21 protein-coding genes and 1 pseudogene are annotated in these 24,841 nt (G+C 69.7%); 3 read left to right on the top strand and 19 right to left on the bottom strand.

The features are described from left to right. Positions 1-4: 4 nt before the first annotated feature. Together kdpF and B9S61_RS40855 are read right to left on the bottom strand one after the other, a co-directional pair. Entirely contained in the window at positions 5-94 is a 90-nt protein-coding gene (gene kdpF / locus B9S61_RS15490; RefSeq protein WP_037722934.1) for a K(+)-transporting ATPase subunit F, read from the bottom strand. Beyond that, complete coding sequence (locus B9S61_RS40855) at positions 91-228, bottom strand: hypothetical protein (RefSeq protein ID WP_181007379.1); 138 nt, start codon at positions 226-228, stop codon at positions 91-93. The genes kdpF and B9S61_RS40855 overlap by 4 nt, the downstream gene beginning before the upstream one ends. A gap of 446 nt (positions 229-674) precedes the next feature. Between B9S61_RS40855 and B9S61_RS15485 the strand changes: the two are divergent. Continuing rightward, positions 675-938 (top strand): annotated as a pseudogene (locus tag B9S61_RS15485) (transposase); the annotation flags it as partial. A gap of 142 nt (positions 939-1,080) precedes the next feature. Here B9S61_RS15485 and B9S61_RS15480 read toward each other — a convergent pair. The 13 genes from B9S61_RS15480 to B9S61_RS15420 all read right to left on the bottom strand — a co-directional run bounded on the left by B9S61_RS15480 (position 1,081) and on the right by B9S61_RS15420 (position 16,040). Then, positions 1,081-2,589: an ATP-binding protein gene (locus B9S61_RS15480; RefSeq protein WP_103542786.1), complete on the bottom strand. Its 1,509-nt coding sequence runs from the start codon at positions 2,587-2,589 to the stop codon at positions 1,081-1,083. A gap of 559 nt (positions 2,590-3,148) precedes the next feature. Further along, positions 3,149-3,736, bottom strand: coding sequence for a GNAT family N-acetyltransferase (locus B9S61_RS15475; protein ID WP_103542796.1), 588 nt, complete (start codon positions 3,734-3,736; stop codon positions 3,149-3,151). A gap of 54 nt (positions 3,737-3,790) precedes the next feature. Then, entirely contained in the window at positions 3,791-4,771 is a 981-nt protein-coding gene (locus tag B9S61_RS15470) for a sugar kinase (protein ID WP_103542785.1), read from the bottom strand. Beyond that, the gene (locus B9S61_RS15465; protein ID WP_103542784.1) at positions 4,768-5,445 is read right to left on the bottom strand and encodes a bifunctional 4-hydroxy-2-oxoglutarate aldolase/2-dehydro-3-deoxy-phosphogluconate aldolase; all 678 of its coding nucleotides are present in this window, start codon (positions 5,443-5,445) and stop codon (positions 4,768-4,770) included. Before B9S61_RS15465 ends, B9S61_RS15470 begins: the two co-directional genes overlap by 4 nt. A 264-nt stretch (positions 5,446-5,709) precedes the next feature. Continuing rightward, a complete protein-coding gene (locus B9S61_RS15460) occupies positions 5,710-6,489 on the bottom strand; it encodes a polysaccharide lyase family 7 protein (RefSeq protein WP_103542783.1) in 780 nt (259 codons plus the stop codon). 48 nt (positions 6,490-6,537) lie between these two features. After that, the gene (locus B9S61_RS15455; protein WP_258039670.1) at positions 6,538-7,548 is read right to left on the bottom strand and encodes a nitrous oxide reductase family maturation protein NosD; all 1,011 of its coding nucleotides are present in this window, start codon (positions 7,546-7,548) and stop codon (positions 6,538-6,540) included. A 62-nt stretch (positions 7,549-7,610) separates the two neighbouring features. Beyond that, on the bottom strand, positions 7,611-8,198 hold the full coding sequence (locus B9S61_RS15450; RefSeq protein WP_103542781.1) for a hypothetical protein: 588 nt from the start codon (positions 8,196-8,198) through the stop codon (positions 7,611-7,613). 10 nt (positions 8,199-8,208) lie between these two features. Further along, a complete protein-coding gene (locus B9S61_RS15445) occupies positions 8,209-10,251 on the bottom strand; it encodes a heparinase II/III family protein (protein WP_103542780.1) in 2,043 nt (680 codons plus the stop codon). Between the two features lie 6 nt (positions 10,252-10,257). Next, positions 10,258-12,012 carry a heparinase II/III family protein gene (locus tag B9S61_RS15440; protein ID WP_258039669.1) on the bottom strand — a complete coding sequence of 585 codons (1,755 nt, stop codon included), beginning with the start codon at positions 12,010-12,012 and terminating at the stop codon, positions 10,258-10,260. Next, positions 12,000-12,767, bottom strand: a complete 768-nt coding sequence (locus B9S61_RS15435; protein WP_103542779.1) for an SDR family NAD(P)-dependent oxidoreductase — start codon at positions 12,765-12,767, stop codon at positions 12,000-12,002. Before B9S61_RS15435 ends, B9S61_RS15440 begins: the two co-directional genes overlap by 13 nt. Positions 12,768-12,836: 69 nt before the next feature. Next, complete coding sequence (locus tag B9S61_RS15430) at positions 12,837-13,766, bottom strand: carbohydrate ABC transporter permease (RefSeq protein ID WP_258039668.1); 930 nt, start codon at positions 13,764-13,766, stop codon at positions 12,837-12,839. Beyond that, positions 13,756-14,610 (bottom strand): carbohydrate ABC transporter permease, encoded by an 855-nt coding sequence (locus B9S61_RS15425; RefSeq protein WP_258039667.1) that lies wholly within the window; start codon positions 14,608-14,610, stop codon positions 13,756-13,758. The genes B9S61_RS15430 and B9S61_RS15425 overlap by 11 nt, the downstream gene beginning before the upstream one ends. Positions 14,611-14,750: 140 nt before the next feature. After that, a complete protein-coding gene (locus B9S61_RS15420) occupies positions 14,751-16,040 on the bottom strand; it encodes an ABC transporter substrate-binding protein (protein ID WP_103542778.1) in 1,290 nt (429 codons plus the stop codon). Between the two features lie 160 nt (positions 16,041-16,200). Between B9S61_RS15420 and B9S61_RS15415 the strand changes: the two genes are divergently transcribed. Together B9S61_RS15415 and B9S61_RS15410 are read left to right on the top strand one after the other, a co-directional pair. Further along, positions 16,201-17,274, top strand: coding sequence for a LacI family DNA-binding transcriptional regulator (locus B9S61_RS15415; RefSeq protein ID WP_103542777.1), 1,074 nt, complete (start codon positions 16,201-16,203; stop codon positions 17,272-17,274). 221 nt (positions 17,275-17,495) lie between these two features. Next, a complete protein-coding gene (locus B9S61_RS15410; protein ID WP_308457769.1) occupies positions 17,496-18,854 on the top strand; it encodes an MFS transporter in 1,359 nt (452 codons plus the stop codon). Positions 18,855-19,280: 426 nt separating this feature from the next. On the opposite strand, the gene B9S61_RS15400 is transcribed toward B9S61_RS15410, so the two are convergent. From B9S61_RS15400 to B9S61_RS15385, 4 genes are all read right to left on the bottom strand, one after another. Further along, a complete protein-coding gene (locus B9S61_RS15400) occupies positions 19,281-19,649 on the bottom strand; it encodes a transposase (RefSeq protein WP_374936213.1) in 369 nt (122 codons plus the stop codon). Then, positions 19,538-20,725: a transposase gene (locus tag B9S61_RS15395; protein WP_103542774.1), complete on the bottom strand. Its 1,188-nt coding sequence runs from the start codon at positions 20,723-20,725 to the stop codon at positions 19,538-19,540. Before B9S61_RS15395 ends, B9S61_RS15400 begins: the two co-directional genes overlap by 112 nt. Before the next feature lie 266 nt (positions 20,726-20,991). After that, on the bottom strand, positions 20,992-22,320 hold the full coding sequence (locus B9S61_RS15390) for a class I SAM-dependent RNA methyltransferase (RefSeq protein ID WP_103542773.1): 1,329 nt from the start codon (positions 22,318-22,320) through the stop codon (positions 20,992-20,994). A 69-nt stretch (positions 22,321-22,389) separates the two neighbouring features. Next, on the bottom strand, positions 22,390-24,435 hold the full coding sequence (locus B9S61_RS15385) for an APC family permease (protein ID WP_103542772.1): 2,046 nt from the start codon (positions 24,433-24,435) through the stop codon (positions 22,390-22,392). Positions 24,436-24,841: the final 406 nt, after the last annotated feature.

The following is a 24,841-nucleotide window of genomic DNA, read 5'->3' as shown; positions in this document are numbered from 1 at the left end:
TGTCTCAGAACCTCTCCGGGAAGATCAGGGCGAGGACGAGGTAGCCCAGCAGGGAGACGGCCACGACGAGGCCGACGATGTTCTCGGCGGTCACAGCTTCGTCACCCCCTTGGCTGCGAGAGCCACGAGTACGAAACCCGCGATCGTGACGAGGACGAAGGCCACATCGGCCATCGCGAACTCCTGGAGTGAGGTTCGGTTGATACGGACGATTAGAGGAAAGCGCATCCGTGGCCGGATCAGGCCGGTCGTTGACGCCCCCCATACGGCGGGGCCCACGGCTTTGACGGAACCCTGACGGCGCCCGGTCCGAGGGGTGAGCAGACTCGCCACGGAGGCAGACGGCCCGGCCTCACGGCAGCCGGAAACGGCAGCTCACCGAGTTTCGTCTCCCGCCGTACGGCCCGGGCGAGGACCGCGCCCCGCTGGTTCTGCAGCAGCCGGTCGCCCCGGTGACCATGGCCGTCGCCGTGCGCCGGCTGCCCGAGTCGAAGGTGCCCGGCCGTGCCGGCGTCGACTGGCCGGGACAGATCACCGCCGCCGTGGGGTCACAGCATCGCGCTCATCGAACGTGCCGGTCGAAGGCTGGGACGGATGTCCAAGTTGTTTGGCTACCCGATCCCGTACAGGCCCGGCAGATCGACCAGCAGGAGATCAGCACGCCGCGCCACGGGTTCGGCGTCTCCAAGTCGACGGCCAGCCGAGTCATCAACCACCTCGGACCCCTGCTCGCACTCCAGCCCCGTAAGCGGTTCGCTAAGGACACCGTGCTCATCGTGGACGGCACCCTGGTGCCCACCCGAGACCACACGATCGCCGAGCGGTCGAAGAACTATCGGTACTCCACCAACCATCAGGTCGTCATCGATGCCGACACCCGCCTGGTCGTCGTGGTCGGCCGGCCACTCGCCGGGAACCGCAACGACTGCAAGGCATGGGGGGGGCAGACAACCCGGCTCATGGTCCCCCTCATGCGCGTTCCCGTACTCCCGTCACGGGTTTGGTCGGAGGCAGTGTCAGGGTCTGCTCTCTTCCCCTCTACGCCGTTCATCGACTTGACGGGCAGAATTCCTGCTGAGGTCAACCGCCCCCGTAGAGACCCGGCAGGTCGACCAGGAGGAGATCATCACGTCTGGCCGCCAATTCGACCAGGTCCGGGTAGAAACCGTGCAGGGAGAACAGGGCCAGCGTGGCGCCTGTGGTGTCGTAGCCCTGGCCGGTGAGCAAGCCCCGGATGTGCTCGAGGCGTTGCAGGTCACCAGTGCCGCGGCGGGCGGCGGTGGCCTTGGCCTCACCGATCAGGGCGATCCGGGCGCGCGGCGCCTGCGGACGCTCACCCAGGGCGAGGGCGAGCACGTCGACCTCGTGCTTCGTGCGGGCCGCCGGGTCGGCGACCTCGGTGGTGCCGACGGGGCCCGGCAGGCCGCCGGGAAGGAGGGTATGGGCGTAGCGGCGGGTGAAGGTACGGGCGAGATCCTCGAAGTGCGGTCCCAGGATCTTGGAGTTGAAGGTCGTCGTAGCGGCCTGCCACGCCTGTTCCGCGAAGCCCTGCTCGACGGTGGCGGCCTGCGGCAGCGTGATCAGTTGGTTGAAGCGGATGACGGGGTCGGCGAGCGTGATGACCGGGTGGCGCGGGCGCAGAATGTCTTGCTCGCGCTGGATGTAACCGGTGGACTCCAGAACGTCCAACGGGTGCGTGACGGCGTTGCGTTGACGCTCCAGAGCTGCCCCGATCTTCGTCGGGGTCGAGGCACCCTGGGCGATCGCGGTGAGGATGTCGTAGTACAGGGTGTGCTGGGTGATGCGTGGGTCCTCCCGCAGCAGGTACTCGGTCTCTGTGCGCGAGTAGACGGCCCGGCCGGGGTCCAGGAGCGTGCGGGCCAACCAGGCGGCGAAGCCGTCGTTCGGGTGGGGGCGGGCGGCCACCGGCCGGTAGCCGGGGGCTCCGCCCAGGACGGCGTGGACCTGCAGGGCGGTCAGCGGATCGTCGATCCGCCAGAAGTCGCGTGCGGCCCGGTAGTCGAAGGCACCCAGCCGGAGGTCGATCACGGCACGGCCCCGCAACGGCTTGGTGCCCGAAAGCAGTTCGCGCATGACGCTCATGGCGGAGCCGCAGAGGATCAGCCGCGGGCCGGGGCGGACGCCGGTGCCGCTTCCGCGCTGGCGCTCGTCGTAGAGTTGCTGCAGCAACCCGGGGATCTCCGGCGAGTGCTGGAGCAGATAGGGCAGTTCGTCGATCACCAGCAGCGGCGCACCCGAGCGAACGGTTACATCAAGGGCGTTGGTCAGGACCTCGCGCCAGTCGGACAGCCGCAGCGTGCCGGGCTGCAAACCGGCGTGGGCCGCGACCGCGTCGCCGAACCGCCGGATCGCCGGCAGCCGGCCCTCCTCCCGCACCGCGGTGACATAGAGGCCGCCCACCCGCTCGCACAACGCCTGCAGGAGATACGACTTCCCGTGCCGCCTGCGCCCCGACACGATGCCCAGACGCATCGCCGGATCCGGATCCGTGACGAACTCGGCCAGCAGGTCCCACTCCCGGTCCCGGTCGACCACATCTTCAGGCTTGAGCGGCAGGTTCTTGTTCATCAGAGAAACCCCACATCGGGACAGATCCGCTACGTCGCAGAGTGTACAAGTCTACTTGTACAGGATCCGTACAGGCAGACCCCTCAAAGAGAACGTCCGGTCATCCGGCCCAAGGCCACAGCAGCGAGATATCACTGTCCGTGGCCGATGCGCAGGTATCCGTAGGTGCACTCCTCGCCACAGCCGACCCTGCCTCGCACCGGTCACTCCCCCGAACGGCCCCATGATCCGCCGGGATCCGAGCGTCAATCGAGCGTCAAGATTTCCGAAAAGACGGCGCCGTCGCGCACCGCGGCGCCCCCGACCAGAGGAAACACACAGGTCGGGGCCATGTGGGCGGATCGACCTGTTGCGGGGACGAGAACCCGTCGAACCCGTGAGGTCAACTACGAAACCGCAGGTCAGACGCCCTTCTTGACCGGCTCCAAAATCGCCACGCACTCCACGTGGTGCGTCATCGGGAACAGGTCGGCCTGGACGCAGGCGGTAAATCACCAGGTCAGAGCCCGTTTCTAGGCTCGGTGTGCGGCATGCGGACGCCCAGAGCGTCAGACGAGCGTCACGGCAATCGATCCATCGGGGGAGGCGGTCCCTCCGCGTCTGCGTCAACACCACTCCCGGTTCCGGCATGCCATTCCTCTTCGAGGATGCTGAACATCAGGCTGTCCCGCCAGCCGTCCCGGATCCACGCCGTGTGCCGGTGGTGCCCCTCGTACGTCATGCCGAGCTTCTCCAGCACCCGGGAAGATCCCTGGTTCCGGGGGTCGCACGTGGCACGGATCCGGTGGAGTCCCCACCGGTCGAAGCCCAACGAGAGCAGCGAGCGCCCGATCTCCGTGCCGATGCCCTGTCCCCACACCCTCGGGTGCACGATGTAGGAGATCTCACCCTGGTGCTGTGTGTGACTGCGGAGGTGCAGCACGCCCATACCGACAACGTCGTTCCCGACGCGCGCCACGTGAGCCAGCCTCCGCGGCGGCTGGTGTGTCCAGGACTCGACCGCCGCCCTCACGAAATCGCGTGTCTGCTCCTTGGTGTTCGGCCCCCAGGGCTGGAAGCGGCAGGCGTCGGGCAGGCCGGCCCACGAGTGGACCGCCTGCCAGTCGGTGAACACGATCCTGCGCAGAGTCACCGGGCGTCGGCTCATGGGCTGATCGTCTCGGCGGAAGCCGAGCGGGTGCACGGTTTCACGGGCACCCGCTCATCGCAGGACATCCCCGGTCCTCAGGAAGGTTTCCAGTTCACCGCGATTTGGGAGCAGTTCACAGTCGCCGGGGACGGACACGGCGTAGGCGCCCATCGCGCAGGCTGTTCGGAGCCGTTGGACGGGGCCGGCTCCGCGCAGGCGTTCTGCCAGGTATCCGGCAACGAACGCGTCACCGGCCCCGACGGTGTCGACGACGGGGACGGACAGCGCCGGTTCCTCATGGATCGCGCCGTCGATGTGAGCAGTGCATCCCCTGGCGCCGGTCTTCACGACGGCCTCCCGCGGCCCCGACGCCGCAAGGTCCGCGGCCAGAGACTCGGGAACGTCCGCCTTCGAATCGAGAACGAGTTGGGCTTCCTCGATCCCGGCGAAGACGATGTCCGCCTCCGCGACGAACCGGCGGAGCTCACGCCGGGCGGTGTCCGGATCCCAGAGCTTGCTCCGGTGGTTCACGTCGATGCTCACGAGTACGCCGTTCGCCTTCGCCGCGGCGACCGCGTCCCCAGCTGCCTGGCGGGCGGAGGCGCTGAGGGCCGGAGTGATGCCGGTGAGATGCAGGATCGCGGCCCTCCGGACCGCGTCGACCGGGATGTCGCATGAGGTGAGGCGGGAGCCGGCCGATCCGGCGCGGTGGTAGTCGACATGGACCACGGTGGCGGCGCGGTGGTGGCGGACCATGAGGCCGGTGAAGGAGGCGTCCCGGACCGCCATGGTCTGGATGCCTTCCGCTCCGAGGCGGCGTACGACGAGATCTCCGGCCGCGTCGCTCCCCACCCGGCCGATCCAGGTGACCGGGGCCCCGAGGCGCGCGGCGCCGATGGCCACGTTGCTTTCGGCACCGCCGATACCGAAGGTGAAGTCGCGTGCGTACTCAAGGGTGCCGATCGTGGTCGCGGTGATCAGGCCCATCGTCTCGCCGAAGGTGAGCAGACCGCCGTCGGCCCACTGCGCGAGCGTGGCTGGGGAGCGTGTCACCGGGCGGCCCTGCCTTCCGAGACGGCTGCCAGGGCCTGGCGGCAGCGGGCCGTGAGGCGGTCGTCGACGCCCTCCCTCACCGCGGTGCCGATCAGTGGCGTGCCCAGGCCCACTGCGGCGACCCCGGCCGCGGTCCATGCCGGGATGTCGGTCAGGGAGATGCCGCCGGTGGGGATGAGGGGGATGCCGGGAAGCGGACCGCTCAGGTCTGAGACGTACCGGGGCGAGACGGCCGAGGCGGGAAAGAGTTTCACGGCGGGTGCGCCGGCGCGGCCGGCGGCGTGAACTTCGGTGGGTGTGAGCGCGCCGGGGTAGGCTGCCACGCCGGCGGCGCGAGCCGTTCGGACGACGTCGGGCGCCGCGACGGGCGAGACGAGGAAGCGGGCACCGGCATCGACGCAGGTCTGCGCCTGGTCGGCGGTCAGGACCGTACCCGCCCCGATGACTGCCTCCCGGCCGTAGGCGGCAGTGAGCTCGCGAATGCACCGCAGGGCGCCGTGAGTGGTGAGGGTGATCTCGATCGCGTGGATCCCGGCGCCGAGCAGCGTGTCGGCGATCGCGGGGAAGTGCTCGGCGGTGGGGGCGCGCAGGATCGCGATCAGACCTCGGGAGGTGATCTCCGTGGTGATCTGGCATTCCGGCTGCGTGGGCGCCGGGGCGCCGGCACTGGTCATTCCGCTTGATGTCCTGTTCTGGGGTGGATGCTTGGCTTCTGCGACCGCCCCGCGTGCGGGCGATGGCGGGCCGTGTGCACCGGGGAGAGGGGGATCGGCAGGAGGTCCGCTCCGCCAGCCGGGGGGGGACGCCCGTCCGGGAGCACCTGCTCCTCGGAGGGGCGTCCAGCAGCCGGCGGGCGGCGCGGGATGCTGATTCCGCTCGTTGTACTGTGCCGGGAGGTGCCGGGCCTCCTAGTCCGAGGCCCGGCACCGCCTCGTCTCTCAGGTGTGGGTGACCTGGAGCTTGTACATGCTCACCTGCCCGTAGTTGGAGCTGCTGCACGGGGAGGAGTTGTCGCAGTTGGCCTGGGTGTAGCCGCCGGCCTTGAAGTAGTTGCCGGATGCGGTGTGCGGGATCGTGGTCTGGAGGACGCCGTTGTAGTAGACCTTGATCTGGCCGCCGCTGACGACGAACTTGCCTTCGAAGACCGTGTGCAGCTGGTAGTTGCTGGTCACCAGCTTGTGGTGGGTGGTGTCGCCCTTGGTGATGTAGAGGCTGGTGCCTTCCAGACGGAAGACGGTGACGTCGTCGTCGCCGTCGTGGATCTGCGCGCCGACCACGTGCGGCTTGTCGTTGGGCAGCTTGTTGAACGCCTCCCGGAAGGTCATGGTGTGGGTGCCGGACGTCGCCGACCAGGAGGCGTTCTCGGTTCCGTTGTCGGTCATCTCGCGCAGCTCGGCGCGCCCGTAGCTGGAGTTGGGTGTCGTGACGGCGTTGACCGCCGACCGGAACTGGACGCCGGTGCACGTGGAGTTCACGGTGAACCAGGGGCTGGACGAGAAGGTCGCGAGAGCGGGCTGCTTGACCTCGGTGGGCGAGCCGCTGGAGCCGGTCGGCAGGGTGACCTTCCAGTTGGTCAGGTTGAGCTGCTGGGCGGGGTAGTCGCAGGGGGCGGCCGCGGTGGCGGTGCCGGCGGTGGTGAGCGGGAGGGTCAGGGCGGCCAGGGCGGAGAGTGCGGCCACGCCGGTGGTGGCGAGAGTGCGCTTGCGGGTGCGGCTCATGTCTGCTGCTTCCTTACTGTCTGGTGTGTCGGGTGTCTTCTTCTGCGGTCAGCAGGGACGCGACGGTTCGTACTCGTTGCCGTACGTGCCCGTCGCGTCGCCGCCGGTGTTGCCGGCCAGGGTGTTTCCGCACACCCGGCCCTGCGGGGTGGCCTCGAACTTGATGCCCCCCGCAGCGTTGGAGAGGAGGACGTTGCCCTCGATGGTGTTGCCGGTGCCGTCCGTGGGGGTGTCGCCGCCGACCCGGACTCCGGCGCCGGCGTTGCCGTACGAGCGGTTGGCGCGGAACGTGTTGCCGCTGCCGCGTGCGTCCAGGCCCGCGGAGTTGGGGTCGCGCTGGCCCGTGCAGTCGTTGCGTTCGACGAGGTTCGCGGTGGAGTTCTCCTTGATGTCCACGCACTCGTTGCCCTGGGTGTCGATCCTGTTGTGGTGGATCCAGTTGTCCCGGCTGACGTCCGGCCGGTCGTCCGGGGCGCCGTAGAGCCCTTGCTGCTCGGGGGCCGTGCCGAGGTAGATGCCCTCCCCGACCTTGCCGCCGTCGGCGAAGCGGAAGTCCCATACCCCGCATCCGGTGATCCGGTTGTGGGCGACCTCGGCACCGGTGACGAGGTAGCGCAGCCGTACGCACTCCTCGCCGGCGTTGCGGAAGGTCATACGGGTGATGCGCAGGCCGTCGACACCGTCTCCTGGTGTCAGGCCCATGACATACAGCAGCTTCTTGCGGTAGGCGGACTTCTCGGTGGCGTCGCCGACCAGACCGTCGATGGTGAAACCTGTCAGCCGGACGCGGTCGTGCTGGATCTCCCCGACGGCCCGGCCCTCACCGGATCCCTGGACCACGGCGGACGGGGGCCCGGTGAGGGTGACGCCGGGACTCCGGCTGACGAAGTCCTGCAGGTAGCGTCCCGGTGCCAGGTGCACGGTCGATCCGGGGCCGGCCACGTCCAGGGCCCGCTGGATACCTGCGAAGGGAGCCTGCCGGGTCCCGGGGTTGGTGTCGCTGCCGCGCGGTGAGACGTAGATGTCGTGTCCGCCCCGGGGCTCGGTGGCGGATGCCACGGGCGCGGACGTCCCTGTGACGGCTAAGAGGGCGGCCGCAGAAGCGATGTACCGGATGAGTCTCATGCTGGTTTCCTCGGGTTCAGGGGTGCGTACAGGGACAGGGCCAGGAGGAGGGGAACGGTGGGCCCGAGCAGCAGGGGGCCGAGGGGAACGGGCAGCATCGCCGGCGGCACCAGCAGCAGGGCCAGTAGCAGAACCATGCCGCGTCGCGGCGAGGCGAAGGCGAGGACGGCCGCGCGGCGGCGGAACCCGTCGTCGGTGCCGACCGCGGCTGCGGCGGCGAGCGACAGCGCGTAGACCGCCAGGGCGGCCAGCAGAGCGAACTGGACGGGGAGCAGGACCCATGCGGTCGCACTTCCCCGGCCCAGCAGGAAGAGGCAGTTCGTCGCCAGGACGGCGATCAGCGAGCTGGCTGCGAGTGCGTCCTTCCACAGGGTGCGCCAGCAGCGCGGAAAGGCACGCAGAGTCCCGGTGAACGGTCGGCCACCGCCGTCCCGGCGCCAGTCCTGCAACGCGATCGCCGCGGCGGCCAGGGCCGGGAGCCAGGTGACGACGCCGAGTGCCAGCAGGCAGAACGCCGCTCCCGCGAGTGCCGGCTGTGCGACGAACTCCATGGCGCGCAGTGCACCTCGCTCCCAGCCCTTCATGGTGTGCTCCCTACGCGCCGGTGGTCTCGGTGGGCAGTACGCCGGTGAACGGCTCGTCGGACCGGAGCGCCACGGCGCCGTCGATGTCGACGCGGCGTGCCCGTACGGCGGCGACGCGTGTGCCGGAGAGGACGATCGCCGCCGCGTCGGCGCTCACCCGGCCCGTCTCGATGACCCGCGCGCGGGGAGCGAGGAGGACCAGTTCCTTCTCGTCCCCCTGGCCGACGGACACCGCGTGGCCCTGGTCCGAGGCCAGGAGTACGGCCGGGTCCGGCCGCGGATCCAGCGAACCCGTGCTGTCGAGGACGGTCAGGAAGGTGGCCGTGCGGGCCCTGGGTGTGGTGAGACGCAGGGTGTGCATGGCTTTGCTGACCTTGAGACTGGGGGTGCTGGAGGTCGGGTTCGCCTCCACCTCAGTGCGGTGACGCGTGGCCGTCGCGTCCGTGGGCAGCAGCCGGGTGAGCCGTGCGCTCGCCGGCCCGGACTCCAGTCGCCAGCCGTCGGGGTCCAGTTGTGTCGTGGGCCAGTCGGAGTGCAGCAGATACGTCCACTCGCGCGGTCCCTCGGCCTCAAGCTCGTCCAGGATGACCACGCGCCCCAGAGGCGTCACCACCAGCGTGCGGTCGACGCGCTGTACACCCAGCCGTTCGGAGAACATCGCCGCGGACTCCGCCGTGGCGTGGGCGAATCCGTCCTGGGCGAGCACGTCACGCACACGCGCCCGGCGCTCCTCGGGTATCCCCTCGTACACGTGGTAGCGGCCCTCGTCCGCCCAGCCCTCTCCGTCGACCAGGACCAGGTTGTGGTGAGCTGCCCGCTTGTGGTTGCTGTAGCCCTCGTCCACCGCGAGGAAGGCGCCGTGCGAGTGGAGGACGAAGGCGCCGGCGTCGGGGTGGTGGTGGCCCGCGCTCATGGCGTCCCAGCCGCCCGCGGCCTTCAGCCGGTGCCCTTCGTCCCAGGCGCGGTGGCCGCCACCGGGTGCGGCCTTGAAGCTGACGCAGGTCGCGGCGCTGTCCCAGCCGGTGCGCGCGGTGATCTGCCCCAGATCCGGGAAGTACGCGGTGCCGGGCTCCCGGTCCGGTGCCGCGGGTGTCACCCGCGGGTCGTACCAGAGCAGTTCGAGGAAGGCTTCGGGCATGACACCGGGACGTACACCCGACTCGTACGCCTCGCGCCAGAAGTGACGCTCCGCGACGAGGTTCCCCAGCCACTGCGCCGTGCCGTCCTGGTAGGCGGAGGCCAGGCGGTAGTAGAGGGCGACGCTGTGGCCGCTGCGCCGGTCGTGGCAGTCGCCGTGGTCGATGTTCTCCTCGAAGCCTGGCGCGCTCTGGTGCAGGCGCCAGCGCGTGGTGTTGCGCAGGAAACCGCCGACCGACCACAGATCGGACCGCTCCTGGTGCTGGACGAGGTCGGTGTGGATGGCGAGCCACGGCACTCCGTACCGCCAGTAGACGACGCCTTCCGAGTCCGACCCGTCCTCGGGGAGCATCCTGAGGACGGTCTCCAGGTTGGCCCGGGCGGCCTTGCTCCACTCGGAGCGTCCCAGCGCGTAGCCCGCGGTGGCGACACCGGTCCAGCAGATCCAGTTGTGGTTCTGCCAGTACGCGCTCGACCACCAGCGGCCCGCAGTCTCCTCGGCGAAGGAGTACAGCCGCTCGCCCTGGAGTTCCAGCTTGGCGCGCAGGATCTCACGCCGCTCCGGCTCCAGGTCCTCCCCCAGCCAGGAGTACGCGAGGGAGAGGCCGTGCAGCAGCCAGCCCGCGTCCAAGTCGTGGTCGGGCATGTGGGCGCGGCCCCAGTGGGGGAAGGCCACGCAGGTGGAGATCCAGCGCCACGCCTCTTCCAGATACCCGCGCTGACCGGTGAGCCGGTAGGCGAGCGCCAGGTTCGCGGCGGCGGGGCCGAAGTAGGTGATGCTCGCCTCGGGGTGCTCCGTGGGCGGGTTCTGGCGGCGGTACCAGTCGCACTGCTCGTGCAGTCTCCGCCACTGGGCGGCGTGCGTGCCGTTCAGCTCGCCGCGCAGTGAGTCGAGTCGTCCCTCGAGAAGCAGCATGCGTTCTCACGCTCCGATGGGATGGGTGGCGACGGTGCCGTCGGCCAGGTCGATGTGGACGGTCCGTTCGGACAGGCTCACCCGGCGGACCGGGGGCGCGGTCTCGGCGGACTGGTAGACGGAGACGAACACGGCGCGCCGGCTGGTGAGGGACCAGTCGACACCCTGCCGGCTCCGCGCCGGATCATCCGCGGGACCGGGATGGGCGACGACGGTGAACTCCGCCTGCGGACGCGAGGCGTGGCAACCCGTCAGGATGGCGGACTCGCCGTCGCCCCAGACCGTGCGGGCCCGGTCGGGCCCCTTGGCCACGACGTCGAGGTCGGTGCCCGGACGCAGCTGGGCGGTGAGCCGGCGCTCGGTGGCCGCCTCGATGACGAGGATGTCGAGCAGGTAACGCCGGTCGGTGACGACGCGGCGTGTCGCCGTGACTCCGTCGTACGCCTGCTCACACCGGCCGGTGTCGCCGTCGAGGACGGCGTCGCAGGGTCGCTGTTCCGTCTCGTCGACGCGGAAGGTGGGGTGGGCCGCCGTACTCGCGTAGTACGCGCGCAGTTTCCGGTGGGCGTACGGGACCTGGCCGGGGTCCGGCTGCCAGGCAGTGCCGTCGTCCGCGTACAGGTAGAGCGACAGTTTATCCTGGTGCCCGTGTCCTCCGCCGTGCGGTCCGGCGTCCAGCAGGGCGTGGACGCCCGCGGACCGGAAGACCGCGAATCCGGCGTCGGGGAAGGTGTGCCGCGGTGACGTCGTGGGGAGCGGGACGCCGGCGAACCACCCGTCGAGGTCCGCGGGGAGTGGGGCGGCCGAGTCGCGTTCGGCAGCCTGGGCGACGGCCTTCAGCGGTGCGCCCGCGAACAGTTGGGCCGCGAGCGCGGCCACCTCTCTGATCTCGGCCGCCTGTGCCTCGCGCCGGTAGGGGCCGTCGTGCAGGGCCGGCAGGGTGCCGTCCGGAGCGGCGACGCCCGCAAGCGCCGAGACCATGGCGCCCAGTACTGCCGCGATGTCGTCGGGCAGTTGCTCCAGGCGGGCGCCGCGCAGCGCGAGCAGGTAGGCGTGCAGGACGAACAGGTGGTAGTAGGTGCTTGCCTCCCACTCCCAGCCGTCCCGGTGGACCGCTGTCCGCATGTGGGCGGCCAGTCCGTACTCCTGCGCGAGGCCGATCGCGTCGGGTTCCTCTCCGGCGATCAGATCGGCGGCACAGCGGCAGGAGATCTCTGCGGCGGCCAGCCAGGCGGTGTAGTTCGAACGGGCCTCTCCCTTCCTCAGGAGCTCGCCCCGCGCTGCTCCGGCCGCTTCCCGGAGCGATTCGAGGAAGGGGACGAGCTCGTCCAGTCCGGGGCCTTCCGGGTCCGCCGCCAGCGTGCGTGCCGCGTGGGCGATGTTGACCGCCCAGATGGCCTCGGTCAGCGCCTGGTGGAAAAGCCGTCCGCGCAGCATCCAGTCGTCACCGCCCGCGTGTGTCACCGGCAGGCCGGCGTAGAGCTCCGCGTACTGGCGCAGCACCGCCACGGCCTCGTGGCGTTCGTCGGGCGGGCCGGCGGACAGGTGCCGCAGGTACCGGGCGATCTCCTGGTGCGCCAGAACGGTCCACGCGCCCCGAATGGCGTCGGTGTCCAGGCGGCAGCCGTAGCGGCAGGCGGCACCGCCGGCGGGGAAGGCGCCGCCGAGCAGGTCGCCGTGGTCGAGTTCCACGGCGTGTGCCGGGCAGACGTAGGCGTGCCACCACCCGCCGGGCTCCTGCGGAACGGTCAGCGCGGCCATGCGCCGCCACCGATGTCGAAGGTGGCACCGGTGACGTATCCGGCCTCGTCGGAGGCCAGGTAGACGGCGGTGCCCGCGACGTCCTCCACGGTGCCCGCCCGGCCGATCGGCAGCTTCTCGACGATGCCGCGCCGGGCCTCGGGCGCGGTGAACGTGCCGTGGAAGGCGGTCTCGCCGATGTATCCGGGAGCGAGGGCGTTGACCGTGACCCCGGCACCGCCGATCTCCTTGGCCAGCCCCTTGGCGAAGCCGATCACTCCGGCCTTGGCCGCCGCGTAGGCGGTCGCGCCGGGGCCGCCGCCGTCGTGAGCCGCCTGTGAGGCCATGAGGATGATCCGTCCCGCGCGCCCGGCTTCCCGCACGTGAGGCAGGGCGGCCCGGCACGTCCGGAAGGCGGAGACGAGGTTGACGTCGATCACGCTGCGGAAGTGTTCGTCGGTCATGTCGGAGACGGGGACCCGACCGACGAGATGCCCGGCGTTGGCGACGACGATGTCGAGGCCGCCGAGGAAGGTGACGCTCTCGTCGACCAGGCGCTCGACGGCGGTGGAGTCCGTGACGTCCGCGGCGACGGCGGTGGACTTGCGTCCGAGCGCACTGATGTCGGCCACGACGCGCTGAGCCGCATCGGCGGAGTGACCGTGGTGAACGATCACGTCGGCGCCCGCCCGGGCCAGGCCGAGCGCGACGGCCGCGCCGATGCCGTGCCCGGCGCCGGTGACGAGCGCACGGCGCCCCGTGAGGTCAAAAGGCATGAGGAGTTCTCCGGTTGATATGTCGGATCTGATATGTCGGATCTGGTATGTCGGGACGGGACGACAGGGCTATTTGATGCCGGAGTTGGCGAAGCCCTGCACGAAGTACCGCTGGGCGAGCAGGAACAGCGCCACCATCGGGACGGTGGCGAGCGTCGTGCCGGCCATCATGTAGGCCCAGGCGTTCTGGTCGGCCTGCTGGAAGGCGGACAGTCCCACCTGGATGACGCGCAGGTCGGTGTCGGTCGTGATGATCAGCGGCCAGAGGAAGTTGTTCCAGCTGCTCTCGAAGGTGAGCAGGCCGACGGTGGCGATGGCCGGCTTGACCAGGGGTGTCATCACCCGTGCGTAGATGCCGAACTCCCCCATGCCGTCGATGCGGGCGGCCTCCTCCAGTTCGCGTGGCAGCGAGAGGTAGAACTGCCGGAAGAGGAAGATGGCGAAAGGAGTGAGCGCGCCGGGAATGATGAGACCCCACCACGAGTCGAGCCAGCCGTGGCCGCCCCTGCCCAGGTAGTCGTTACCGCCGAAGAACGGGATGCCCTTGGCGATCAGGTACTGGGGCACGATCTTGGTGTACGTCGGAATCATCATCGTGGCCAGGACGCCCATGAAGATCACGGTGCTGCCCCGGAACGGGATACGGGCCAGCGCGTATCCGGCCATGGAGGCCAGCGCCAGGTTGAGCGCGGTGTGCCCGATCGAGATGAACAGGCTGTTGCGGAAGTAGGTACCGAAGGGGGCGTACTCGAGGGCCTCGGGGTAGTTGTCCCAGTCCCAGATCCGGGGCAGCAGCCCCGGGGGGTAGGAGGCCAGGTCGGGGTCGGTCTTGAGCGAGGTGACGATCATCCACAGAAAGGGGATGGCCATCACCAGCGACACGGTGGCGAGCACCAGGTGCAGTGCCACGCGCCGCAGTCGCCGGGTCAGCAGCGGTCTGCCTGTGCGCGGAGGCACCGCGGTGGCGGCGCCGGCGGCGGCGAGCTTCTCAGCGGACATCGTCTTCCTTTCCGGTGAGACGTCGGCTGATCAGCATGAGCACCAGCAGGAAGGCGAACAGCACCACGCTCTGCGCGCAGGCCGCGCCCATGTTGAACTCCTTGAACGCCGTGCGGTAGATCTCGTACGTCATGACCGTCGTCGAGTTGCCGGGCCCTCCGTCGGGCGTCAGCACGTACAGCTGGTCGAACGCCTGGAAGGAGTCGATGATCGACACCACCAGGACGAAGAACGTCGCCGGTTTCAGCAGCGGCAGGGTGATGGAGAAGAACTGCCGCACCTGTGAGGCGCCGTCGATCCTCGCCGCCTCGTACACGTCGTTAGGCATGGCCTGCAGCGCGGCCAGGTAGATGAGCATCTTGATGCCGATGCCCTTCCAGATGCTCACCACGATCACGGCGGTGAGCGCCCAGTCGGGGTCGGCCAGCCAGACCGGCCCGTCGATGCCGACCCAGCCGAGCATGGTGTTCACGACGCCGAGCCGGGGTTCGAACATCCACATCCACACCAGGGCGATCGCCACGGTCGCGGTGACATGCGGCATGAAGACCGCCGTCCGGTACCAGGCCGACCCTCGCATCTTCACGTTGAGCAGGAGCGCCAGGACGACCGCGATCGCCATGGCCACCGGCACGGTGAAGAAGGTGAAGACGACGGTGTGCCAGATGGACGAGTTCCAGGTCGGGTCGCCGAAGATCTCCTGGAAGTTGTCCAGACCGTTGAAGGTGACCGTGCCCGCGAGGATGTCGTAGTCGGTGAACGCCAGGGCGAAGGTGGCCAGGACCGGGAGGCCGATCCACCACACGAGATGGATGACCGAGGGAGCCAGCAGGAGGAGGGCCACCCGGCGTCGTTCGTGTCCGAACTTCCTTTTACGCCCAGGCCGTTCGCTGCGCGGCATCGACGTCGGCGATCTGGTAGATCGATGCACTGCGGAAGGACGCCGACTTGTCGTTTCTGCGGCCGGATGACTGGGCACGAGGGTCACGCCCCCTTGGCGATGATGGCCTCGGCCTTCTCGGCCAGTCCCCGCAGGGCGTCGGCCGGACTGGACTTGCCGAGCAGGGCGCTCTCCAGAGCCGGCTTGAACTCCTCCCGGATCTCCAGCCAGGTCGGCACGCCGCCCTCGGAGAAGGCGTGGTCCAGGTTGTTCACCGCGAACGAGACGAGCTTGTTGCTCCTCACGTATTCGGAGTCCGCCGCGCTGAGGACCGCGGGAATGTTGCCGCGCTGCTCGGCCGCCTGCGGCGACACCTTCTCCCCCGACAGGAACTCCACCAGGGCCTTGGCCTGCTCGGGATACCGCGTCTTGGCCGACAGAGTGGCCAGCGTGCCGCCCTGGAACAGCGCCGGACGCTGCTGGTTCAGCATGAAGCCGGCGATCTTGTCCTCGGCGATGAGCTCCGGCGCGCTCTCGGACACCTGCCGCCACATGTCGTTGTGCCCGACCATCATCGCCGCCCGGCCCTGGACGAGGGGAGCGACGACCGCCCCCTTCTGGGTGAAGCCGTAGTCCTCGATCTTCTCCGTGCGGATGATGTCGACCATCCACTGGAGGGCGTCCACGGCCTCGTCCGAGTCGAAGACGGGCTTGCCGTCGGCGAACAGGTCGGCGCCGTGCGCCCACATGACGGGAAGGTAGGTCTGGCGCAGGTCGTTGCTGAGGATGTCCACGCCGGCCCGCGTCAGCTTGCCGCCCTTGCGGACGGTCAGTTCCTTGCCCATCTCCTTCAGCTCGGTCAGGTCCTTCGGCGGCGCGTCGATCCCCGCCTCGGCCAGGATGTCCTTGCGGTAGATACCCATGCGGGTGTCGAGCAGGATGGGGCGGGCGTACGTCTTGCCCTCGTAGATCCCGGGCTGCACCACACGCGGGTTGTACAGGCGCTCCAGCTCTGACTGACTCGTCCCGAGATCGGCGAGCACACCCTTCTCGACGAAGGGCGGGATCCAGCCGACACCCATCAGCATGACGTCGTAGGGCTGTCCCCCCACGATCGATGTGGCGAGCTTCTCGTTGAGCTTCCCGTACTCCGTGTAGTCCACCTGGACACTGACGCCCGGGTGATCCTTCTTGAAGTCGGTGAGCAGCGAGGTGAGCAGCTTCTGCCCGTCCGCCCGGTCGAAGATCGGGGTGAGCAGCCGCAGGGAGGCGTCACCGCCGCCCTCCTTCTGGGGTGCGGGACCGCCGCAGGCGGACAGTGCGGCGCCTGCCGCGGTGGCGGCACCCAGTCCGAGGAGTCTTCTTCTGGAGAGGGGCGACGTACGTGGGCGCATAGGAGACTCCCGGCTGAGAGGTACGTGCTGAGCAGGTGACGAACTTGCGTTTTGATTAGTGCATCGATTTACTGGTGTTTCGATGCACGAGACTAGGAACGGCAGTACGGGCTGTCAACAGAGCGGAAACATTTGGTGTCCGATTCACAGGAGAGGGTCAGTGGCCGGGGTAACGATCTACCAGGTGGCACAGGAAGCGGGGGTCTCCCCGAGCACGGTCTCCAACCTGCTCAACGGCCGGACCGGCAAGATGCTGCCCGAGACACGGTCCCGGGTGGAGTCGGCGATCCGGCGCCTCGGCTACCGCCCCAACCGCGCCGCCCAGCAGCTGCGCACCGGCCGGATCCAGATGCTCGGCCTCATCGTGCCGTCGGTGGCCAACCCGTTCTGGGGCACGTTCGCCCGGCATCTCGAAGCGGCGGCGCTGGCAGAGGGCTTCTACATGCTCCTGTGCAACAGCGAGCGAGACCCGGAACGGGAGCGTCGCTACGTGGAGGAGCTCTGGGGCGACGGCATCGGCGGGGTCGTCCTGTGCTCGTCCCTTCCCTCACTCGACCATGTGAAGCCCACCGTCGAGGCCGGACTGGGCCTCGTGGCCTTCGACCGCACCGCCCAGCCCGGCGATCCGCACCGCGCGGTGAACATCGGGACCGACAACGTTCTCGGCATGCGCCTGGCGACGGAGCACCTGCTGGCCCTGGGGCACACGCGCCTGGCCTTCGTGTCGGGCTCGATCGGGAGTGTCAACCGGGCCGAGCGCTACAGCGGGTTCCGGCAGGCCCTCGACGCCGCGGGCCTCCCCCGGTCGGCCGGCATCGTGTGGTCGGGAGCCGACACGGTGGACTTCGACGACCGGGACGCCGCCGAACTCGGACGTGTCGCCGCGCTGGAGATCCTCTCGGCACCCCGCCCCCCGACCGCGATCGTCGCCATCAACGACATGTGCGCGCTCGGCGTCGTCGCGGGCGCCAGGGAGGCGGGCCTGGTGGTCGGCAGCGACGTCTCCGTCACCGGCTACGACGACATCATGCTCGCGGGCATGGCCATGCCCGCGCTCACTACGGTGCGGCAGCCGGTGGAGGAGATGGCGGCCACCGCGTTCGCCAGGTTGCGCCAGGTCATGGACGGTGACGGCGGTGAGACCGGTCAGTCCATCCTGCACCGGCCCACCCTGGTGGTCCGCGACTCGACCTCGGCGCCCGCGATGTCCCCGGGCCGCGTCTCCTCGCCGTGACCGGACCCGCGGCTCTTCACCACCGCAACCGCATACGCGTCCGGTGACCTCGCACGACGCGGCATGACGGGCCGACACCCAACAGCCGACGGGTGGGCCCTGCCGCTGTCGGCCCCCGTTCGAGTGCGGACACCGTCGGTGTCCTCGGTGGCGCCGGAGCCGCGCACCGAGGCGGAAGCCCTGTCGGCCCCCGTCGGACGACGACCAGGAGGCGAACCCGATTGAGTACGGAACCCGGAACCGGTTCCGCCCCCACATCCGACACCCGCGATCCGCACGGCCGCCTCTCGCCCAGAGCCCCGCTGCTGTCCGCGCTGAAGGTGAGGAACTACCGCCTCTTCTTCCTCGGCCAGGTCGTCTCCAACAACGGCACCTGGATGCAACGCATCGCCCAGGACTGGCTGGTCCTCGGTCTCACCGGCTCGTCGACCGCCGTCGGTGTCACCACCGCACTGCAGTTCCTGCCCCTGCTGCTCTTCGGCCTGTACGGCGGCGTACTCGTCGACCGCCTGCCCAAGCGCCCCATACTCGTCGCCACCCAGGTGGCCATGGCCCTCACCGCGCTCGCGCTCGCCGTTCTCACCCTGACCGGCCGGGTCCATGTCTGGCATGTGTACACCGCCGCGTTCGCCGTGGGCCTCGCGACCGTGCTCGACAACCCCGCCCGCCAGTCCTTCCTCTCCGAACTGGTCGGCCCGGAACTGCTGCGGAACGCCGTGGGCCTCAACTCCGCCAACTTCCAGTCCGCCCGGCTGATCGGTCCCGCCGTCGCGGGTCTGCTGATCACGGGCGTCGGCACGGGTTGGGCGTTCCTCCTCAACGGCGTGTCCTTCGCCGCGCCCCTGGCCTGCATGATGCTGATGCGGCGCCGCGAACTGCACCCGGTCGAGCGCGCCCCGAACGGAAAGGGACAGCTGCGCGAGGGTCTGCGTTACGTCGCCGGCCGCCCCGACCTGGTCTGGCCCATCGTCCTGGTCGGCTTCTTCGGGACCTTCGCCCTCAACTTTCCCGTCCACCTCTCCGCCTTCGCCGATGACGTCTTCCATGCCGGTGCGGGCGCCTACAGCCTCTTCAACACCCTGGTCGCGACGGGCTCCCTGGCGGGCGCGCTGCTCGCCGCCCGACATGAGAGAGCACGACGAAGGCTGCCCTTCCTCGCCGCGCTGGCCTTCGGCGCACTGGGGACCGTGGCCGCCGTGGCACCGACCCTGTGGAGCTTCGCGCTGCTCCTGGTCCCCATGGGCCTGTTCGCCATGGTCGTCAACGTCACCACCAACGCCACCATGCAGACTTCGACCGCCCCGACATTCCGAGGCCGGGTCACGGCGCTGTACATGATGGTCCTCCTCGGCGGCGCGCCTCTGGGCGCTCCGGTGGTCGGCCTGGTCACCGACACGTTCGGCGCCAGGCTCGGCCTCGGGGCGGCCGGCGCGGTGGCGGCTGTCACCGCGACGGCGACCGGCCTTCTCCTGGTCAGGGCCGCCGGTCATCGGCTCGCGTTCGGGTGGAGCCGCCGCGTCCCGCGGGTCCGGGTCGTGCCCCGAAAGGCGGGCAAGGGAGCCGTTGAAGCTTCCCCTTGATCGTGCAATGCCGCGAAGTCAAGGGTTCGTGGGGGACGGCAAGTCCCCGCGGAGGGCCATCTTGTAGGCGCCGTAGCCGATGCGTTGCAGTAGTCCAAGGCGGGCCCGTTTGCCCAGCTGGGTGCCGATTGTCTTGATCGTCTTCGGGTCGGTGGTAGCGAGCTTCTCGGCGATGTCTCGGGCTTTCCCGGTCCGGGTGGACTCGCTCCTCATGACCTCGGCGATGCCCTGTCGGCGGCCCAGGCGTTGCCGGTCGGCGCCGTACTGTGTTCCTGTATGAGATCGTGAGCTGCTGAGACGTAGCTATTCAGCCGGGTGTGGCCGGTGCGCTCACAGCGTCGGGTAATCGGTAGGGTGACGGGGTGTCCGATCCTGTCCGCCCCGATGAGGGGCTCGCTGCTGAGCTCGCTTTGCTGACGTTCGTCTTTACAGGCTGTACCTCGGTAACTGTTCAGGGCTTTCAGTTGGTCGCGGGCAGCATCCATGGCCGTCCGGCGAAGAGGTCGCGCAGGGCGGTGAGCGGGTTGATGCCGTGTTACGGACGGTGGAGATGTAGGAGCGGATCCGGGCGAATCGCCTCGCGCCGGTCAGGGTCCGCCAGGATCCGGAGATCTTCTGTTGCGCCTTGACCATCCGCAGGTCACGCTCGGCGGCGTTGTTGTCGAACGGGACCGCGAAGTCGGTCATGTACCGCTGGTACTCGGCGGTGCGGTCACGCAGCCGCTCCGCGAGGGCTCTGGCCTTGGATTTCGGCCCCTTGCCGGGGTGCGGGTCGGCGGCGATGCCGCACAACACCGCCTGCCGTAGCGGTCCTGGAAGCCGGTGAGGGTGTGGGGAGCGAGGGCGGACTGTCCGGCGGCCGCCACCTCGGCGACCGCGTCCTTGGCCTCGATGAGCACGTCGATCATGGCCTTCGCCCAGGCCGGATCGCGGCGGGCATCCTCGGTGACGGCGATCAACTCGCGCTGAACGTGCGCGCCGCACAGGGCCCGGGTATCGCCGTAGATCGTGTAGGAGGCCAGGGCGTCGGTGAAGGCGGGCAGGATCGCGAAGTCGTCCATCGCCACCCGGCCGCGCTGGGCGTGGATGCCGTAGAAGGTGACCAGATGGGTGCACATCACGTGCAGCCAGTGCAGACGGCCGGCCACCCGCACCCCGCACTCATCCGCGTGCGCGACCGGAGCGGCGGCCAGATGGGCCTTGACCTGCGTCTCGAAGTCCCCGAGGCCGTCGTGGGCACGGGCCAGTACGGACAGGACGGTGCCGGTGGAGATCGGCAGGTTGAACAGGGACGCCATGGCCTCGGCCAGGCGCTTGGCCGGCAGGTGCTGGTAGGCCGACAGGTAGGCGATCGCCGCCCGCACGCCGGGTCCGTACACGACGGCTGCCGTGACCAGGTCCGGGGCCGTCGCCGTGGTGGTGTGTCCGCAGCCGCACACCGTCTGGTGTAACCGGTGCTCGGTCACCTCCGGTGTGATCTCGGGCAGATCGAAGACCTGCCGGGCCCTGAAGCCCGAACTGACCGCGTTGGGCAGATCGTTACCGCAGCCGCCGCACGCCTCGGGGTGGTGATCAACTATGCGGTCCGGGTCGGTGACCTGCTCCAGCCGGCCCCCGGGATCGCCCTTCGCCCGGCCCGGCTTGCGCCCTGTCGCCTTGCGCAGCGACTTCGGCGTGGGCTTCTTGGCCAGCCCGTCACTGGACGGCGGCCGGGAGGAGTTCGTCGAGTTCGCGGCCAGCCTGCGCTTCAACTCCGCAATCTCGGCGTCCTGCTCGACGATCCACGCCTCAAGCCGCTCGATCATCGCTGCCTGGACCGCCACCAACGAGGCCAGCTCCTCGTAGGAGGGCGGCGGAGGGGCGGCGGTCACAAGATCAATCTACCGGCCGCCGCCACTGCCCCGCACCACGTCACCGCAGGTCACCCGCAGGTCACCCGCAGTCGTAAACAGTTACCCACATTGAGCGTCACGAGCCCTCAACGTCACAGCGTTACTCGCAGCTTTGACGCCACCTGACCTACTCGATACACACCTGACACCCCATCAGAACGAGCGTCAAATGAGCGTCATTTCGGCGTCAAGATATCGCCCGTAACACCCACGCCACACATAATACGCACGCGCAAAACCGCAGGTCAGGCGCCCTTTGCGACCGGTTCGAGGATGGCAACGCACTCCACGTGATGCGTCATCGGGAACAGGTCGAACACCCGGAGTGTCCGCACGCGGTAGCCGCCGTCGCGGAAGTACGCCAGGTCGCGGGCCAGTGCCGCCGGGTCGCAGGCGACGTAGGCGATGCGGCGGGCGCCCAGGGAGGACAGGTGTCCCACCGTCTTGCGGCCGGCGCCCGCTCGGGGCGGGTCGAGGACGATGAGGTCGACCTCGTCGATGCCCGTGCGGGGCAGGACCGACTCGACCTTGCCCTGCTCGATGCGGACGCGGGGGAACTCCGCCAGGTTGTGGCGGGCGTCCTCCACCGCGCGCTTGCCGGACTCGATACCGAGGACCGCGCCCGCCTCGCCGACCCGGTCGGCCAGGGCGCCCGCGAAGAGGCCGACGCCGCAGTAGAGGTCGAGGGCCATGTCGCCCTTGCGGGGCAGCAGGCCCTGCATGACCGCGGTGACCAGGGTGTCGGCGGCCTGCGGGTGGACCTGCCAGAACCCGCCGCCGGCGACACGGTGCGTGCGTCCGTCCGCGCGTTCACGGACGAAGGGGCGGCCGTGGACCCGGTGGAGCTGGCCGGAGCGCTCGTCGATGCGCATGACGGAGACGGGGCGGTCGAGTTCGACCAGCGGAAGGCGTGCGCCGGGCTTGGGGGTGAGGACGACCTGGCGGTCCTGGGAGCCGGTCGCGGCGATCGCCTCGACGGAGTCCATGCCCGTCCAGTCCCGCTTCTCGATGCCCAGCTCGCTGACACCCTCCGCGGCGATCATGCAGTGGTCGATCGGCTCGACCTCGTGCGAGCGGTGCCGGCGCAGTCCCGCGCGGCCGTCGGCGGTGACGGCGTACTGCACGCGGGTGCGCCACGCCGGGACCTGTCCGGCCGGGACCTTGTCGCCCTCGGCCGGCATCACGGTGCCGTCCCAGCCGGCCTCCTCGGGCGTCAGCCCGGCGAGGTGCTGGAGCTGCTCGGCGACGACCTCGCCCTTGAGGCGCCGCTGGGCGCCGGGCTTGGCGTGCTGCCAGTCGCAGCCGCCGCAGCGGCCGGGGCCGGCGAAGGGGCAGGGGGCGTCGATGCGGTCCTTGGAGGCGTCCAGGACGCGCACCGCGTCCGCGCGGAGGAAGCGGGCCCCCTCCTCGCCCTCGGTGACCTGGGCGACGACCCGTTCGCCGGGCAGAGCGTGCCGGACGAAGAGGACCTGGCCCTCGGAGGTACGGGCGATGCAGTGGCCGCCGTGGGCGACGGGGCCGATCTCGACCTCGTACTCCTCCCCCACCAGTGATTTCCTCGGTTCTGCCTGCATGGCGGGGTGACTCCACAACATCGGGAACGGGCGGGCCCTCAGGGCCCGGGACAACAACAGCCCACCAGTCTACGTGTGCGGGGAGGAGTCCTTCGCCCGCTCCTTCGGTCCCCGGCGCACGGAGCCGGGCGCGGCCCAGTCCTGCCGCCTGCGGGCCCGCAGTTTGGCGGCCTCGGACGATTCCAGCTGGTAGGGCACCGAGGTCACCATCACACCCGGGCTGAACAGCAGCCGGCCCTTCAGGCGCAGCGCGCTCTGGTTGTGCAGCAGGTGCTCGTACCAGTGGCCGACCACGTACTCGGGGATGATCACGGACACGACGGCGCGCGGTGCCTCGTTGCGCAGACTCTTGACGTACTCGATGACGGGCCGCGTGACCTCCCGGTACGGCGAGTCGAGCACCTTGAGCGGTACGTCGATGCCGCGCCGTTCCCATTCCTCGCGCAGTTCCCTGGTCTCGTCCGGGTCCACGTTGACGCTGAGCGCCTCCAGGGTGTCGGAGCGCATGAGCCGGGCGTAGGCGAGCGCGCGCAGGGCGGGGCGGTGGATCTTGGAGATCAGGACGACGGAGTGGACCCGGGACGGCCGTACGCTGTCGTCGGTCGGAGTGTCCGGCGCCGCGATCTCCTCGGCGACCCGGTCGTAGTGCCTGTGGATCGCCGTCATCGTCGCGTAGAAGATGCACATCCCGAGCAGCGCGACCCAGGCGCCGTGGGTGAACTTGGTGACGAGTACGACGACCAGGACCAGGCCGGTGAAGAAGGCGCCGAAGGCGTTGATGGCCCGGGAGCGGACCATGCGGCGGCGTTTGCCCTGGTTCCTCTCGGTGGCCAGCAGCCGGTTCCAGTGCCGGACCATGCCGGTCTGGCTGAGGGTGAAGGACACGAACACGCCGACGATGTAGAGCTGGATCAGCCGCGTGGAGTCGGCGCCGTAGATCCACACCAGCAGGATCGCGGCGCCCGCGAGCAGCACGATGCCGTTGGAGAAGGCGAGGCGGTCGCCGCGCGTGTGCAGTTGGCGGGGGAGGTAGCGGTCCTGGGCCAGGATCGAGCCGAGCAGCGGGAAGCCGTTGTAGGCGGTGTTCGCGGCGAGGAACAGCACCAGCGCGGTGGCGGCGGCGAGGATCATGAACAGGATGCTGCCGTGACCGAAGACCGCCTCGGCGACCTGGGAGATCACCGGGTCCTGGACGTAGTCCGGGCCGAGCGGGGCGCCGTCGTGGGTCAGGTCCTCGGCCGGGTTCTCGGCCATGCGGACGTGGGTGGCGGTGGCCAGCGCGATGATGCCGCAGAACATGGTGACGGCGAGCAGGCCCATCATGGCGAGCGTGGTCGCCGCGTTGCGCGACTTGGGCCGGCGGAAGGCGGGGACGCCGTTGGAGATCGCCTCGACTCCGGTGAGCGCCGCGCAGCCGGAGGAGAAGGCGCGCAGGAGCAGGAAGACCAGGGCGAAGCCGGCGAGTCCGGGGTGCTCGGGTTTGATCTCGAAGTCCGCGGTCGGTGCCCGCATGTCGTCGCCGAGCACGACCGCGCGGAAGCTCCCCCACGCGATCATGAGAAAGACGCCGGTGACGAAGACGTAGGTGGGGATCGCGAAGAGTGTGCCCGACTCCCTGACCCCCCGCAGGTTCATCAGCGTCAGCAGCACGATCACGCCGATCGCGCAGGCCACCTTGTTCTCGACGACGAACGGGACCGCCGAGCCCAGGTTCTCGATGCCGGCGGAGATCGACACGGCGACGGTCAGGACGTAGTCGACGAGCAGGGCGCTGGCCACGGTCAGACCGGCCTTGGGACCGAGGTTGGTGGTGGCCACCTCGTAGTCGCCGCCGCCGCTCGGGTACTCACGGACGTTCTGCCGGTAGCTGGCGACCACGGTGAACATCAGCACGACGACCGCCACGGTGATCCAGGGGCTGAAGTGGTACGCCGACAGACCCGCGACGGAGAGGACCAGCAGGACCTCGCCGGGGGCGTACGCCACGGAGGACAGTGGGTCGGAGGCGAAGACGGGGAGCGCGACGCGCTTGGGCAGAAGCGTTTCCCCGAGCCGGTCGCTGCGCAGTGCGCGCCCGATGAGGATCCGTTTGGGCACGTCGGTCAGTTTGGACACAACAGTGGATCGTAAGCCGTGGGGCGAAGGGCGGCGCACGCGCCACCCAGATCCATACGGGGTCCTTTACGGTCTCCGTCCTCCGGGTGAATCCGCCAGGGCTCGGGGCCCGGATTCCGCAGGTCGCGGGAGTTCCATGCCTATATGACTAACCCGGCCGCAGTCGCCGCTCCACGGGAGGTCCCATGCACACGACCGCAGAACTGATCGGCGCCGCGGCCGCGCTCGTCGTCCTCGGCATCCTCACCGTGGCGAGCGTACGGAGCGTCACGCGGCGCTGAGCGCGGTGCCGGGTGCGGTGCTGAGGGCGGTGACAGGTGCGGCGGCGGGTGCGGCGCTGAGCGTGGCCGCCGGATGCGGTGCCGGGTGCGGCGTCGGGCGATCACTGAGCGCGTCACCGGGGTTT

The sequence above is a fragment of the Streptomyces sp. SM1 genome (genome assembly GCF_002910825.1).
In the GTDB taxonomy this organism is placed as follows: domain Bacteria; phylum Actinomycetota; class Actinomycetes; order Streptomycetales; family Streptomycetaceae; genus Streptomyces; species Streptomyces okerensis.
This window is presented reverse-complemented; position numbering and strand designations above follow the sequence as displayed.

What these genes read in the sequence shown, in the direction of transcription:
- B9S61_RS40855 (WP_181007379.1), bottom strand. Translation starts at nt 228, where the DNA reads ATGCGCTTTCCTCTAATCGTCCGTATCAACCGAACCTCACTCCAGGAG.
- B9S61_RS15480 (WP_103542786.1), bottom strand. Translation starts at nt 2,589, where the DNA reads ATGAACAAGAACCTGCCGCTCAAGCCTGAAGATGTGGTCGACCGGGAC.
- B9S61_RS15475 (WP_103542796.1), bottom strand. Translation starts at nt 3,736, where the DNA reads ATGAGCCGACGCCCGGTGACTCTGCGCAGGATCGTGTTCACCGACTGG.
- B9S61_RS15465 (WP_103542784.1), bottom strand. Translation starts at nt 5,445, where the DNA reads ATGACCAGTGCCGGCGCCCCGGCGCCCACGCAGCCGGAATGCCAGATC.
- B9S61_RS15460 (WP_103542783.1), bottom strand. Translation starts at nt 6,489, where the DNA reads ATGAGCCGCACCCGCAAGCGCACTCTCGCCACCACCGGCGTGGCCGCA.
- B9S61_RS15450 (WP_103542781.1), bottom strand. Translation starts at nt 8,198, where the DNA reads ATGAAGGGCTGGGAGCGAGGTGCACTGCGCGCCATGGAGTTCGTCGCA.
- B9S61_RS15445 (WP_103542780.1), bottom strand. Translation starts at nt 10,251, where the DNA reads ATGCTGCTTCTCGAGGGACGACTCGACTCACTGCGCGGCGAGCTGAAC.
- B9S61_RS15440 (WP_258039669.1), bottom strand. Translation starts at nt 12,012, where the DNA reads ATGGCCGCGCTGACCGTTCCGCAGGAGCCCGGCGGGTGGTGGCACGCC.
- B9S61_RS15435 (WP_103542779.1), bottom strand. Translation starts at nt 12,767, where the DNA reads ATGCCTTTTGACCTCACGGGGCGCCGTGCGCTCGTCACCGGCGCCGGG.
- B9S61_RS15430 (WP_258039668.1), bottom strand. Translation starts at nt 13,766, where the DNA reads ATGTCCGCTGAGAAGCTCGCCGCCGCCGGCGCCGCCACCGCGGTGCCT.
- B9S61_RS15420 (WP_103542778.1), bottom strand. Translation starts at nt 16,040, where the DNA reads ATGCGCCCACGTACGTCGCCCCTCTCCAGAAGAAGACTCCTCGGACTG.
- B9S61_RS15390 (WP_103542773.1), bottom strand. Translation starts at nt 22,320, where the DNA reads ATGCAGGCAGAACCGAGGAAATCACTGGTGGGGGAGGAGTACGAGGTC.